The organism is Streptomyces sp. NPDC001717 (assembly GCF_042892775.1).
Taxonomy (GTDB): Bacteria; Actinomycetota; Actinomycetes; order Streptomycetales; family Streptomycetaceae; genus Streptomyces.
The window spans coordinates 58,613-72,782 of sequence record NZ_JBIAUK010000032.1 but is presented as its reverse complement, the minus strand read 5'-3'; the positions used below and the strand labels follow the sequence as shown (position 1 = coordinate 72,782).

Sequence of the window (14,170 nt, the reverse complement as noted above, 5' to 3'; positions counted from 1 at the left end):
CCGTCAGAGGCGGTGGATCCGCTCGATTCCGTACCACTTCGACACGCACGCGGCGACCCAGTCCTTGTCGTAGGCGGACGTGTAGAACGGCTCGGCCAGGCTTCCGATGTGCAGGGGGCGGTATCCGATGTCGGTGGCGCCGCGTGCGGCCTGGCTCCGGATGCGGGAGTTCTGGGCGTCCCAGGCCACGGCGCGCGTCACCGTGGTGGTGGTGAGCTGCTGGACGCTCGGGACGAGCGCGGCCAGTGCGGCGAGCGCGAGGCCGCCGGCGGCCACGATGCCGGCGGGCAGGGCGACCGTGGCGGTTCGTTCGCGTGCCGGGAGCCTGCGGACCCACGCCCCGAGCAGCGCACCGTAGGCGCACAGCGCCAGTTCCATGGGTACGAGGTAGTTCGTCCACGTACGGGCGTACGTCCACCCGCTCGGGCCGTAGCCGCTGCGCAGGCCCAGCACCACGGCGAACGAGCCCAACACCACCACCGGCACCGGGAGCAACAGCGCCGCGACCAGCGTGGTGCGCGGGACGGCTCGGCTCCCCTCGGGCCGGCCGAGCCGTGTGGCCGGGACCCGCAGACCCGCCGCCAGACCCAGGAGGACGCCCACGGCGACGGCGCCGAGGTAGGCCCATTGGCCGGTCACGGACTCCCACATGGTCAACCAGTCCCGGAAGGTCGCCCGGAGTTCGCCCGGGGAGAGCAGGGACTCCTTCTCCGGCTGCTGGGCGCGGCGCCAGCGGGCGCCGGGTGACGTGTAGAGCACGATCAGGCCGCAGAGGAGCCCGGAGCACCAGAGCAGGCACCAGGTGAACGGGCGCCAGGTCCGCGCCAACCCCAGGCGGGGCAGCGCCAGCAGCCCCGCTCCCGCCGCGAGCAGGCCGCTGACGAGCGCGAACGGCTCGCTCAGGGTGCCGAGCGCGAATCCGATGACGAACGCCGCGGCGAAACCGATCGCCCGCGCTCCGGAACGGGGGCTGCGGACGGTCCGGATGGCCAGCAGGAACGCCCACACTCCGATGACGCTCGGGATCGTGTGCGAAATCGAGGCGGGAGCCCACAGCAGGACCTGGTAGCTGCGCGTTCCGGCGTAGTAGAGCACCGCCTGGATCACCAGGGCGCAGGCGGTCAGCGTCAGGGCCCCGGGTCTTCCGCCGAGGAGGCGGACGAACCGGCTCCCCAGCAGGACCAGGCCGACCGTGAAGGCGATCGTGATGACGGTCGGGAGGACCTTGATCCCGCCGAGTCCCCCGCCGTAGACGAGGCCGCTCAGGAAGGCGTTGGCGATCCGGCCGTTCTGGGTCGTGTAGAAGTCGGAAGTGATACCGAAGACGCCCAGGTCACGGGCCTTCCAGGCAGCGCACCAGTCATCGGAGGTGGGCCGCAGGTAGAGCCCGAGGAAACACCCCACGGCGACCAGGGCTCCGGCCGCGGCCAGCACGGCTGCGCCGGCGCCCCGCAGCATCGTGCGGACGAGGTGGTGTCGGCCGGCCTCCCGGCCCGCCGCGGCGGAATGCGTTCGACGGCCCTCGTTCTCGTCCTCGGTCTCGGTCGGAGCAGTGATCATTCGGCAGTCCTCCGCAGCGACGGCTCCCGGCCGGCCGGACGGCCGGTGTGCCTGCCGGTGGCGGTCACCTCAGGGCGGGCCCGATCACACCAATGTGCACAGTCCGCCGCCGACCGGCATCCGGGCCCGGCTCGATCACCCGGGCGGCGGGCATGTCGTGGCGGGCCGAGCACGCCTGTCCGACGATGGGCCTTCCGGGGGGCCGCGTGCCCGGGAGGGCCGGAGGCCGGGAGAGCCCCGCGGAAGGAGCGGTCATGCCTGCTGTCGCGCTGGTTCGCTGGGCGGTCGTCACCGCGGCCCTCGCGAGCGTCGCGCTTCCCTTGTGCGTCGCGGCGGTACCGGTCGCCCGGCCCACCGCCGAGAAGCGGCAGGCGTTCTTCGTGAGGGCCCTGGGACACCAGAGCCACGGTGAGGCCGAGGGCAGTTACGCCCCCCTGTCGATACTCGCCGCCCCCACCGTCGGACTCCTGGCCAGTGCGACCGCCGTCGAGGGCATCACGGCATCACTCGCCAAGGACGCGCAGTACGTCGAGCGGAGCAATGTGCTGCGGCTGCCGTCGGGCCGGTGGCGCTACGTTCCCGCCGACCGTGCGGCCTCGGTCACGGTCCCCGCCGGGGACCCGGCGGCGCTGCGGCAGATCGCGCAGAGCCGCACCTGGCTGGCTGCCGGCCGGGCGCCGGGCAGGTCACCGGCACAACGCGCGGCGGCCGAGCGGGCCCTGCTGTCCATGCGCGCCCTGCTCCGGCCCAACGGGTCCTTGGCTGCGGGGTGGACGCCCGGCTGGATGTACTCCTGGCCGCGCGACGCCGGCTTCGCCTCCGCCGCGTTCGCCCACACCGGCCACGAGGCCGAGGCCTACCGGATCCTGCGCTACAGCGCCGCGACCCAGCGGAAGGACGGCACCTGGGACGCGCGGACGAAACTCGACGGCTCCGGTCCGCCGGACGGCAGGCGGTGGCAGCTCGACGCCAACGGCTGGGTCCCCTGGGCGACCTGGCAGTGGTACCGGACGGCGCCGCGAACCACCCGCCAGGCCCGGCTGAACACCCTCTACCCGATGGTCCGCAAGGCGGCCGACCACGCGGCGGCCTCCCTGGGGAAGGACGGGCTGCCCCCGGCGTCGCCGGACTACTGGGAGCTGATGACGACCACGACGAACATCGGAACGGCCGCGCCCCTGCTCGCCGGGCTCAACGCGTCCGCGGACCTCGCGAGGGAACTCGACCGGCCGGCCGACGCGGCCCGCTGGTCCGGCGCCGCGAGACGGCTCTCCGCCGGGATCGCCAGGAGCTTCGGCCCGCTGGGATACCAGCGCACCGTCGACGGCCGGCACGGCCACGACAGCGCGGTGGCCTTCATGGCGCCGCCCTTCAACGCGGCCCCGGCCGACCTGCCGCGCGCGCTCGACGCCACGTACCGGGCGCTGCTCCGGCCCCAGGGGGGCCTCACTCCCGGAAACGACCCGACGGCGCCCTGGGGCGCGAACGCCTGGACGCCGAGCACGTCGCTCTTCGCCCTCGCCTGGGCAGGAACGGGGAGGCCGGCGGAAGCCGGGAAGGTCCTGGACTGGCTCCTCGCCAAGCGGAACACGCTCGGTGAACTCCCCGAGAAGGTCGACGGGGCGGGCCGGCCCTCGTCGGTGGCGCCCCTGGCGTGGACGGGCTCGATCCTGGTCCTCTCGCTGGTCGCGTTGGACGACGGCGCCCTCCCCACCCCGCCCTTGCGCTCCTAGGCCGTCGCCCCGGTCAGACGGGATCCGTCCCGTCGCCCGCCGGCGGAGCGGTGCGCAGGCGTTCCAGCTCGGCGAGGAGGTGCTCGTACGCGCGCCGCTCCGCCCGCACCGCACGCGTGAAGGGCGGGTAGTGCGGGTCGCGTCGGGACAGGGCCTGCCGGGCGGCGGTGGCCCGCCGCGCCCTCGCCCCGTCGAGCTCGTTCAGCGCGGCCACGTATCCGTCGTCGAGGAGCTTGTGGTCGAGGACCTGTGTGAAGGCCCGCTCCGCCAGGGCGCCCAGCCTGTCGAGGTGTTGCACGCAGCTCGCCGGGGTCGTCTCGGCACAGCCCTCGTCCAGGCTCTCGGAGAGCGCGCTCAGGGTCGTCCTGAGCTCCGGGTACCCCCAGGCGGGCACGGCGTCGTTCCTGCACCCGGTGGCGAGGGCCGCGAGGGCCGCGCAGACGGCCACGGCGTGGATCGCACCCGACCGGGCGCACGCGCGCCGTCGGCACGAGGGGGAGGAAGGGGTCATGAGGGCCCCGATCGCCGGTGGGTGGGATCGATGTGCCGCCCTCCCGCGAGGGGGTGCGGCCTCCGTCACGCCGCGGGGCGTTCGCTCTCCCCGCGAGGTGGTCCGGCCGTCATCGTCGCCCGCCCCGGCCCCCGCTGCCACCCGGGGTCCCGGGGTCGCTCGGGTCTGCGCGGGTCACCGCAGCGGGGGTCCCCCGGCGACGGTCCGATCGGCGCTCCCGTCCTGCGCGTGCGGCCGGGGCGGGACCGCCCTGTGCCACGGGGAGGAGGAGCGGCTGCCGCGCCGCTCGGTCGGCGGGGCCTCGCTGACGAGGTGGAGTTCGGCGTCCAGGCCGAGGACCGCCGCGACGGCCGTTCCGGACGTCTCGGCCACGGCCGCCGGTGCCCCGGTGTAGAGCATCTGGGACTGCTGCCAGGAGCGCGGACCGTCCGTGACCGCCGATCCGGCCGTGCCCGAGTCCGCGCGGCCCGCGAGCAGATGGCCCGCGACGCCGACCGCGCCGTAACCGCCCAGCCCGCCCTCCTCGGCGACCGGGGAGAACTCCGGCGCGGGGTCGCCCGGGCCGGCCAGGCTCGTGCAGACGTTCCCGGTGCCGGGCCGGCGGAAGAACAGCCGGACTCCGTCGCCTTCCGGGCTCGCCGAGAGCACGCCCGTGGTCTGCGGCAGCCCGGTCGGGAACGGGCCGTCGACCGGTTCGCCCGGTGCCGACCGGACCCAGGCCAGGACGGACCCGGAGGTCGCCGCGTACACGTGCCGCCGCCCCGATCCGTCGGTCGCGGTGACCGGATCGCCCTGGAGGCCGGCGCCGCCCAGTTCCTCCCAGGCGCCGAACGAGCCGCCCTCGGCCGTCTGTGCCCGGGCGCGCAGCGTGCGCGCGGAATCGCGTACGTACACCGTCATCCGGCCCGTCGGATCGACCGCGACGGCCGGTCCGCTGATGGCCGAGGTGCCGGATATGTCGGTGGTGTCGGGGGTGCCCAGGGATCGCCACGGGCCGAACGCCCCGTCGGCCGCGGCCTGTACGGCGTACACGACGTCCCTGGCGTAGTCCTGGGCCGTCGCGCCCAGGGTCGTACGGGTGGCGAACACGGCGATCCTGCCGTCGGGCAGCCGTACCGCCTTCGCGCCGGCGTCGACGACGGTGCCGGGGCCGGTGCCGGGAAGGAACCGGGGGCCCTGCCAGGGTGCCTGCGCGCCGGTGCGCGACCAGTACGCCATCCGGCCGTCCAGTACCGCGAAGGCCCACAGCCGGCCCCGGGTGCCTTCGGTCAGCCAGGACGTTCCGTCGCCCCGGCTGTAGCGGATGGTCTGGCTCCAGCCCGCGCCGGTGGGCCGGGTCGCGGTCTTGCGGTCTCCACAGCCGGCGGGGCTGCCGCACCAGTCCTGGTGGTCCATCCAGGCGTAGGTCTTGAGGTAGCCGAGCTTCTCCTCGGCGGTCCGCGGGTCGAGCGTCGGGGGCAGCGAGCTGTTCGGGTAGCTCACGTAGTTCTGGACCGAGAAATGCGGCCGGTCGGCGGACTTCGCGTAGCGCTCGGCGGCGGCCTGTACGAAGCGGGCGCCGTACACGTGGTCCTGATGGTCGAGGAAGGTGCCCGCTTCCGTCCTGCCGGGGGTCGGGTCCTGCGTCCGTATCGTCGTCGGCTCGTACCGTGCGAACACGTCCGCGATGGCGGCCACGGCCTGGTCCTTGGTGTACGAGAACGAGAGCTTGACCGGCGTCCCGGAGGTCAGCTGCGCCCCCAGGGCGGGCACCTTGCCGTCCCAGAGTCCGCGCAGGCTGTCCGGGTTGTCCCCGGAGATGCTGCGGGCCTCGCGGAGCTGCATCCACACCAGGTTGACCTCGGGCCTGGCGACGAGCACGTCCACCTCCGCGCTGCCCCCGCCGGCGGTGGGTATGGAAGTGCGCCGCCAGGCGCTGGTGCGTTCGCCGGTGGCCATCTCCGCGTAGGCGGCGCGTATGCCGTTCTGCCGGGCCTCCGCGTAGGCGGCGCGGTCGGCGGGGCCGGCGGCGTCCTGCAGGTGCGGGCTGTGGGCCTCGTTCCTGCCGTCGGACTCACCGGAGGTGAGGTAGACGGTGGTGACCTTGATGCCCGTCGATATGGAGCGGCTCAGGTCGGGGTTCATGAAGAAGAGGTCGTCGTCGGGGTGCGCGACGACCTGGAGCGCGGAGCCCTCGGTCACGCTCGGTGTGACGAACGCCTCAGCGCCGTCCGACTCTCGACCGGTCACGTGTCCGTAGGCCCAGGCGGTCGTCCCGGCGACGCCGACGGTGATCGCGGCGAGCAGGGCCGCGAGGCGGGGGCGGCTGGCCAGGGACATCTACGAGTGCCTTGGGGGTCGGTCGGTGCGGAAGTCCGCCTGGGAGATCGGTCCGTGCCCCCATGGCTCCACCGCTTCCGGAGACGACGGTTCCGATTATGCCTCGCACGATTGCCGCTGACACAGCATCAAGGGGCATATGACGGGAAGGGAGTTGATTGGGCGGTTTAGCCCATTTGCCCCTTTTGGCCGTTCTCGAATGTCGGGAGAGAAAAGATTCCGGATAACTGTTATCGGGGCCCCTCTCGACGGTCTCCCAGGTATTGGGCATCATCGACCGCCGGTACGGACAGGGACATCACATGAGTACTCAGCAGACGGCAGCGCTGGTGGCAGCGGCCCGCGCGGGCGATTCGCGGGCGCAGGACGAGCTCGTCGCCACCCATCTGCCGCTGGTCTACAACATCGTCGGGCGGGCCCTGAACGGGTCCGTCGACGTGGACGACGTGGTCCAGGACACCATGCTGCGCGCCCTCGACGGGCTCGGCGGCCTGCGCTCGGACGAGAGCTTCCGGTCCTGGCTGGTGGCGATCGCGATGAACCGGGTCCGGGCGCACTGGCAGGACCGGCAGAGCGGCTTCGGCCAGAGCGCCGCCCTGGACGCGGCCGACGACGTGGCCGACCCGGGGGCCGACTTCGTCGACCTGACCGTCGTACGCCTGAACCTGTCGGGCCAGCGGCGCGAGACGGCCCGCGCCACGCGCTGGCTGGAGCCCGACGACCGGGCGCTGCTGTCGCTGTGGTGGCTGGAGTGCGCCGGGGAGCTGACCCGCGCCGAGGTGGCCACCGCCCTGGAACTGCCGACGCAGCACGCGGCGGTGCGGGTGCAGCGGATGAAGGCGCAGCTGGAGTCGGCGCGGGTGGTCGAGCGGGCGCTGGACGCGCAGCCGCGGTGCGAGGAGCTGCGGGCCGTGGTGGCGACCTGGGACGGGGAGCCGTCCGCGCTGTGGCGCAAGCGAATAGCCCGCCACGCGCGCGAGTGCGTCCGGTGCTCCGGGCTGTGGAGCGGCCTGGTCCCGGCGGAGGGGCTGCTGGCCGGGCTGGCGCTCGTACCGCTTTCGGCGGCGCTGGCAGCGTGGACGCGTACGGCCGGGGCGACCGGCTTCGCCCCCACCGCCGCCGCCTACGACGCGGGCCCGGGCGAGCTCGCCGAGGTGGGCGCCACGGCCGGCGGGACCGGGGACGGCGGTCGGGGCCGGCTGCGCAAGCGGCGCCGGCAGCGCCGCCGGGTGGTCGGCGCGGCGGTGCTCGCGGCGTGCGTGGCGGGCGGCGGCCTCGTGTACCTGGGCACGCTTCCCGGTTCCGGCGGCGAGAAGGACGCGGACGCGCCCGCCCCGCTGGCCGCGCTCTCGGCGACCGAGTCCGCCGCCGCGCCGCCCTCCCCGTCGGCCTCCGCCTCTCCGTCGCCCTCCGCCTCGGCTTCGGCGTCAGCCTCCGCGAGCCCGAGCCCGAGCCCCACCCCGGCGAAGACCTCGGCGTCCCCGGCCAAGAAGACCTCCGCTCCCCCGCCGGCGCCGGCGCCGCAGGGCATGGCCGGGCAGGTGATAGCCCTGGTGAACTCCGAGCGGGCGACGGCCGGTTGCGGCCCCCTGAAGGAGGACTCGCAGCTGCGGGCCGCCGCCCAGGGGCACTCCGACGACATGGCGGCGCGGAACTTCTTCGACCACACCAACCCCGACGGCAAGGACCCGGGCGACCGGACGACCGCGGCCGGGTACCGCTGGTCGACCTACGGGGAGAACATCGCGCGGGGCCAGCAGACGGCGAAGTCGGTCATGGACTCCTGGATGAACAGCCCGGGCCACCGGGCGAACATCCTCAACTGTTCCTTCAAGGACATCGGGGTGGGCATCCACCAGGGGGCGGGCGGCCCCTGGTGGACGCAGAACTTCGGCGCCCGGTAGGGCGCCTCAGGCCTGGATGCCGCGCAGCTTCCGCGGGTTGATCGCGAGGCGCAGCGCGGTGATCCGGCCGTCGACGGCCTCGAAGGTGAGGGCGCCGGCGTTCACGCCGCCGTACACCAGCAGCAGGCCCGGCTCGCCGTTGATCTCGGCGGGGTGCATCTCGACTCCCCGGACCTCGGGTTTGGCCAGGACGCCGAGGAACCAGCGGGCGACGTGGTCCGGGCCGTGCAGCGGGCGGCGGGCGGCCGTGACGACGCCGCCGCCGTCCGACCAGGAGACGACGTCGGGGGCGAGGAGCGCGAGCACCTCGCCCAGGTCTCCGCCGGCGCAGGCCGCGCGGAACTTCTCGGCGATCTCGCGCTGTTCTGCGGCGTCGGCGGTGAAGCGGGGGCGGCGGGAGCGCACGTGTTCGCGGGCCCGGTGCGCGCACTGGCCGACGGCCGCCGCGGACTTCCCGACGACCTCGGCGATCTCCGCGTAGGAGTAGCCGAACACCTCGCGGAGCACGAACACGGCCCGCTCGGTGGGGGTCAGGGTCTCCAGGACGACCAGGACCGCCATCGAGACGGTGTCGGCCAACTCGGCCTCCTCCGCTATGTCGGGCGCGGTGAGGAGGGGTTCGGGGAGCCAGGGCCCGACGTACGTCTCGCGGACGACCCGGGCCGACCCCAGCCGGTTCAGGCTGAGGTTGGTGACGGTGCGCACCAGGTACGCCCTGGGGTTCTCGACGGACGCCCGGTCGGCGCGGTGCCAGGCCAGCCAGGCGTCCTGCACGATGTCCTCGGCGTCGGCGACGCTGCCCAGCATGCGGTAGGCGGCCGCGAACAGCAGGCGCCGGTGCTCCTCGAAGGGGTCAGTCATGATCGACACGGTGGCACCGCCCGGCCGGACGATCAAGGTCCGGCCGGCGTCCGTCTCGCTTTCCGGCTCACTTCGCCGCGAGCGCCCGGAGGGTTTCGGTGCATCCGGGGTGGCTCGGCGCCCATCCGAGAGCGGCCCTCGCCTTGGCGTTGGAGACGCGCATGTTCGTGTTGACGACCCGGTGGACGTAGGACACGGGGCGCATCAGCCAGGCGGGCACGGTCGGCGGCTTCGGGGTCCCGAAGGCCTCGGCGACCTTCTTCACGTACCCTCCGAAGCCCATCGGGGTGTCGTCGACGATGTTGTACGCCTCCCCCGCGCGGCCGCCTTCGACGGCGAGGGCCACGGCGCGGCCGGCGTCGGCGAGGTCGACCCAGGGCAGCACCCTGCCCCGGTCGGCGACCGCCGCGATCTTCCGCTTGCGCAGCAGCTCGACGAACGATTCGGTTCCGCCGGCGCCGTAGAAGAGGCCGAAGCGCAGCGCGATCCCCTCGATGTCCGGGTCGCCGAGGATCAGCTGTTCCTTGACCCGCATGCCTTCGAGGTGGCGTTCCACGGCCGGGTCGCCGATCGGGGCGTAGGGGTCGGCCTCCTCGGTGATGACGTGGTCGCCGAAGTCGCGGTAGCCGTAGCCGAAGACCATCGACTCGGAGATGACGCGGCGGGCGCCGACGATGCGGGCGGCCTCCATCAGGTGCTTGGTGCCGGTGAGCCGCAGGTCGTCGGTGGCGAACACGTCCTTGTGCCGCATCGGTGCCTCGCGCAGTGCGGTCGCGGCGTGCACGACGGTGTCGACCTTGAGGCCGTCGACCGCGCGCAGCAGCCCGTCGCGGTCCATCAGGTCGGCGCGGACGTCGGCGCCCGCGCCCCGGCCGAGGCTGACCACGGTGTGTCCGTCGCGGGTGAGCGCCTCGGTGATGTGGCGTCCCAGGACTCCGCTCGCCCCGGCCAGCAGTACGTTCTTGGTCTCGTTCATGTCCATGGGACAAGAGAAGCCGACCAGACTTGACGCTCTCTGGTGTGAGCCGTGTCACGCACTTCCGGGCGCCTGCGTCAAAATCAGGGCAGGATAGGAGCTGGAGACGAATCAGCAGATCACAGGGGTGGGGTGAGTCAGGTGGCGAGGAAGCAGCTGCGCCCGCACCAGCGTGAGGCCGTCGACGCGGTGGTGCGGGCCCTGGAGCTGCCCGCCGGGGGCCGGGTCCCGGAGGCCGGGCTGCGCACCCAGGTGATCATGGCGACGGGGTCGGGGAAGTCCCTCGTCGCCGTCCGCTCGGCCGAGGAGCTGCGGGCCGGGCGGGTCCTCGTACTGGTGCCCTCACTGGACCTGCTGGTGCAGACGGCCGCGGCCTGGCGGGACGGCGGTCGCACCGGGCGGTCCCTCGCCGTGTGCTCGCTGCGCGGGGAGGACGCGGGGGTGCCCACGACCACCGATCCGGCGGAGCTGGCCCGCTGGTGCGGCCCTTCGGTGGACCGGGTGACCGTGTTCGCGACGTACGCCTCGCTCGGTCTGGGCATCGTCGAGCGGGCGCACCTGGCCGGGCTGCCCGGGTGGGACCTGGTCGTGGTCGACGAGGCGCACCGCACCTCCGGGCGGATCGGGAAGCCCTGGGCGGTGGTCCACGACAACACGCGGATCCCCGCACTCCGTCGGCTCTACCTGACGGCCACGCCCCGGGTCTGGCAGGACGGCGAGGAGAGCGAGGAGGAGGGCGGCGGCAGCGGTGCCAAGGGGCGCGGCGAACTGGTCGCCTCGATGGAGGACGATCCGCGGGGGCCGTTCGGCGCCCGCTGTTACACGCTCTCGCTGTCCGAGGCCATCGACCGGGGGATCTGCGCCCCGTACCGGGTGGTGTGCGTGGACGTGACCGATCCGGGTTTCCAGGCGGCCGTGCTGATGGGCCGTGACGGGCGCTCGGACGAGGTGCGCGGGGCCCGGCTCGCCGCGCTGCAGACGGCGCTCGTGAAGGCCGCGGTGCACCAGGGGTTCCGGCGGACGCTGGTCTTCCATCACCTGACCAAGGAGGCCGAGGCGTTCGCGGCCGGTCTGCCGGCGGTGGCCGCGCGGTTGCGGCTGACGAGCCGCGCCCCGCGCCCGGTGTATCCCCGTCGGGTGTGGGCGGACTGGCTGTGCGGGCAGCACTCGGCCGCGCAGCGGCGGCGGGTGCTGGGCGCGTTCGCCGATCCGCGGGTCGCCGAGAAGGCGTTCCTCGGCAGCGTCCGGGTGCTGGGCGAGGGGGTCGACACCAAGGAGTGCGACTCCGTCTTCTGGGCCGACGTACGGGGCTCCATGCCCGACCTGGTGCAGGCCGTCGGGCGGGCGCTGCGGATCCGTCCCGGGGAGGGGAAGGTCGCCTCGCTGGTGGTGCCGGTGCTGCTGGGGCCGGGCGAGAGTCCGGCGGAGATGCTGACCTCCCGGGCGTACGGGGACCTGGCGCGGCTGCTGGAGGCGCTGCGCGCGCACGACACCCGGCTCGTCGAGTCGCTGGCCCAGCCGCAGGTGCCGGGCGGGACCCAGGGCGCCGCGGCGGCGCCGGGCGGCCCCGGCGGCGGCGCCGAGGGGCTGCTGAGCTTCTCCACGCCGCGGGATCCGGCGCTGCTGGCCGCCTTCGTCCGGCTGCGCGTCCTGAACCCGGAGCACGAGCACTGGCGGCGTGGGGTCGAGGCCGCCCGGATCTACGCCGCCGCGGCCGGGGACCTGAAGGTCCCGTTCGGCTTCAAGGCGCCGACGGGCGACGAGGCCTGGCCGCCCGGGCTCGCCCGCTTCCCGCTCGGCCAGTGGATCGCGGACGTGCGGCGCACCTACCGCCGGGGCGCGCTCGGCCGGGAGCGGGCGGCCGAGCTCGACGCGCTGGGCATGGTGTGGAGCCACTTCGACGTGGCCTTCGCGGAAGGGCTCTCGGCGGCCCGCGCCTGGGCGGCGGAGCACGGGCACCTGCTGCCGCCCGCGGACGCCACCTGGGGCGGCGCGCCGGTCGGGGTGTGGGTGAAGAACCAGCGGGCCGCGGCCCGCCGGGAGGGTCCGGGGGCGCTGTCGCCGGAGCGGCGCGAGGCGCTGGAGGCCATCGACGCCTCCTGGTGCCCGGACTGGGAGATCTCCTGGCAGCGCGCCTTCCACCTGACCCGGGTGCACCTGGACGCGGGCGGCCGGTTGCCGCTCGCGCCGGGTGAGGTGTTGGCCCAGGGCGAGGACCTGGGCGTGTGGGTCCGTGCCCAGCGGCTGAACTGGGAGCGGCTGTCGTGGGCGCAGCGCTGGCTGTTGGAGCACACCCTGGGCGTGACCCCGGCGAGCGAGGCGGAGCGTCCGCGGCCGCGCCGCAGCCACGCCGAGGCGTGGGCGGCCCATCTGGAGGCGGCCCGGCGGTTCCACCAGCGCGAGCGGCACCTCAGGGTGCCGCGCAAGCACGTGGAGCCGGTCGGCGACCAGGAGGTGCGGCTGGGGGCCTGGATCGCCAACCAGCGCTCCCGCGCGGGCTCGCTCACCCCGGAGCGGGTGGCGGCGCTCGACGCACTGGGCATGCGCTGGTCGGCGTCCGGCTAGTGCTCTGACCGGAAAGGTTCACCGCCTCACGACGCCCGGCACGGCACCTCGCCGCGTTGTCGGGCCACGCAAGTACGTCCAGTACGAGCCGTGGCCCTCCGCCTTGCGATGCACCGCACCGGACGCCGCGAGTCGGCAAACCTTTCCGGCCAGAGCACTAGGCGGTGCCGGTGCGGGGCCTCAGTGGTGGAAGCCCGACCGCGGCTCGGTCGCGGGTGCGGGCGGGGGCGTGGCGGTGAGGTGTTCGACGGCCCGGCGCAGGTCGGCCACGAGGAGGGCGATCTGGTCGCGGGTCACGCCGTGCCGGATGAGCACCCGCTGGATCACGGTGTCGTCGCGGGCGGGCGGCAGCGGGTACGAGGGCACCTGCCAGCCGCGCATGCGCAGCCGGTCGGAGAGGTCGTAGAGGGTGAAGGGGGATCCCGCCGGGTCGGTGAGCGTGTAGGAGACGGCGGGGAGGCCGCCCTGGCCGTCGTACAGGAGGGTGAAGGGGCCCATGGCGGCGATCTCGCCGGCGAGGTACTGGGCGGTGTCGGCGCAGGCCTGCTGGACGCGCCGGTAGCCGCCGCGACCCAGGCGCAGGAAGAGGTAGTACTGGGCGATGACCTCGCCGCCGGGGCGGGAGAAGTTGAGGGCGAAGGTCGGCATGTCGCCGCCGAGGTAGTCCACGTTGAAGACGAGGTCGGCGGGGAGCAGGTCGGCGGTGCGCCAGACGATCCAGCCGACGCCGAGGGGTGCGAGTCCGTACTTGTGCCCGGAGGTGTTGATCGAGGCCACGCGCGGCAGCCGGAAGTCCCACACCACGTCGGGGTGGAGGAAGGGCGCGACGAAGCCGCCGCTCGCGCCGTCGACGTGGATGGGGATGTCCCAGCCGTGCTCGGCCTGGATCGCGTCGAGGGCGGCGGAGAACTCGGCGACGGGCTCGTAGTCGCAGGTGTAGGTCACGCCCATGATGGCGACGACGCCGATGGTGTTCTCGTCCACGTAGTCGGCGAGCTGGTGGGCGCGCAGGCCGGTGGCTCCGGGCTCCAGGGGGACCGGGCGCAGTTCGACGTCGAAGTAGCGGGCGAACTTCTCCCAGCAGATCTGGACCGGGCCGCACACCAGGTTGGGGCGGTCCACGGGCAGGCCCTGGGCGCGGCGGCGCTCGCGCCAGCGGAACTTGAGGGCGAGTCCGCCGAGCATGGCGGCCTCGCTGGAGCCGGTGGTCGAGCAGCCGGTGGCGGTGGTTCCGGCGGGGGCGTTCCACAGGTCGGCGAGGATGTTGACGCAGCGTTCCTCGATCTCGGCGGTCTGCGGGTACTCGTCCTTGTCGATCATGTTCTTGTCGAGGCACTCGTTCATCAGGCGGTGCACGCCGTCGTCCGACCAGGTGGTGCAGAAGGTGGCCAGGTTCTGGGCGGCGTTGCCGTCGAGGAGGAGCTCGTTGTGGAGGAGCTGGTAGACCACCTCGGTGGGCGAGTGCTCTTCCGGGATCCGGTACTTGGGGAGGATCTGACCGCTCAGCGCGGAGGCGAACACATCCGTCCAGGCGTCGAGCGCGCCTTCGTCTTTCGTCTCATGAAGAGGCATATCGGGACTATATGGGACAGAAGGTAAGGAATCTCGGCGGCAGTCGGTCGGCACGCACCGCCGCTTCCGGCCGACTCGACGATGTGACCCCCTCCATAGCCCGCCGGTTCGACCGGAGGATTTACTGTCGAGTAGGGTTTCACCCGCAGGTCTTCCCGTTCGGACCACT

Annotated in this window: 9 protein-coding genes; 3 read left to right on the top strand and 6 right to left on the bottom strand. The window is 73.8% G+C overall.

All coding sequences use genetic code 11. The features are described 5' to 3' along the window. Positions 1-3: 3 nt before the first annotated feature. Positions 4-1,560, bottom strand: a complete 1,557-nt coding sequence (locus tag ACFYZL_RS33805; protein ID WP_388684319.1) for a DUF6056 family protein — start codon at positions 1,558-1,560, stop codon at positions 4-6. 254 nt (positions 1,561-1,814) lie between these two features. On the opposite strand from ACFYZL_RS33805, the gene ACFYZL_RS33800 reads away from it, so the two are divergent. Then, positions 1,815-3,293, top strand: a complete 1,479-nt coding sequence (locus ACFYZL_RS33800) for a hypothetical protein (protein WP_388684317.1) — start codon at positions 1,815-1,817, stop codon at positions 3,291-3,293. Between the two features lie 13 nt (positions 3,294-3,306). Here the strand turns inward: ACFYZL_RS33800 and ACFYZL_RS33795 are convergent, their stop codons facing one another. Together ACFYZL_RS33795 and ACFYZL_RS33790 are read right to left on the bottom strand one after the other, a co-directional pair. Further along, positions 3,307-3,741, bottom strand: coding sequence for a hypothetical protein (locus ACFYZL_RS33795; protein WP_384746661.1), 435 nt, complete (start codon positions 3,739-3,741; stop codon positions 3,307-3,309). Between the two features lie 237 nt (positions 3,742-3,978). Beyond that, positions 3,979-6,123, bottom strand: coding sequence for a PIG-L family deacetylase (locus ACFYZL_RS33790; protein WP_388684314.1), 2,145 nt, complete (start codon positions 6,121-6,123; stop codon positions 3,979-3,981). A 302-nt stretch (positions 6,124-6,425) separates the two neighbouring features. Between ACFYZL_RS33790 and ACFYZL_RS33785 the strand changes: the two genes are divergently transcribed. Beyond that, a complete protein-coding gene (locus tag ACFYZL_RS33785; RefSeq protein WP_384746657.1) occupies positions 6,426-8,027 on the top strand; it encodes a sigma-70 family RNA polymerase sigma factor in 1,602 nt (533 codons plus the stop codon). Positions 8,028-8,033: 6 nt separating this feature from the next. Here ACFYZL_RS33785 and ACFYZL_RS33780 read toward each other — a convergent pair whose 3' ends face one another. Further along, positions 8,034-8,888, bottom strand: coding sequence for an RNA polymerase sigma-70 factor (locus tag ACFYZL_RS33780; RefSeq protein ID WP_388684311.1), 855 nt, complete (start codon positions 8,886-8,888; stop codon positions 8,034-8,036). A gap of 67 nt (positions 8,889-8,955) precedes the next feature. Next, positions 8,956-9,870 (bottom strand): NAD-dependent epimerase/dehydratase family protein, encoded by a 915-nt coding sequence (locus ACFYZL_RS33775; RefSeq protein ID WP_384746653.1) that lies wholly within the window; start codon positions 9,868-9,870, stop codon positions 8,956-8,958. A gap of 135 nt (positions 9,871-10,005) precedes the next feature. Between ACFYZL_RS33775 and ACFYZL_RS33770 the strand changes: the two genes are divergently transcribed. Then, positions 10,006-12,429, top strand: coding sequence for a Helicase associated domain protein (locus tag ACFYZL_RS33770; protein WP_388684307.1), 2,424 nt, complete (start codon positions 10,006-10,008; stop codon positions 12,427-12,429). A 180-nt stretch (positions 12,430-12,609) separates the two neighbouring features. Here the strand turns inward: ACFYZL_RS33770 and ACFYZL_RS33765 are convergent, their stop codons facing one another. Then, positions 12,610-14,001: a glutamate decarboxylase gene (locus ACFYZL_RS33765; protein WP_384746649.1), complete on the bottom strand. Its 1,392-nt coding sequence runs from the start codon at positions 13,999-14,001 to the stop codon at positions 12,610-12,612. Positions 14,002-14,170: the final 169 nt, after the last annotated feature.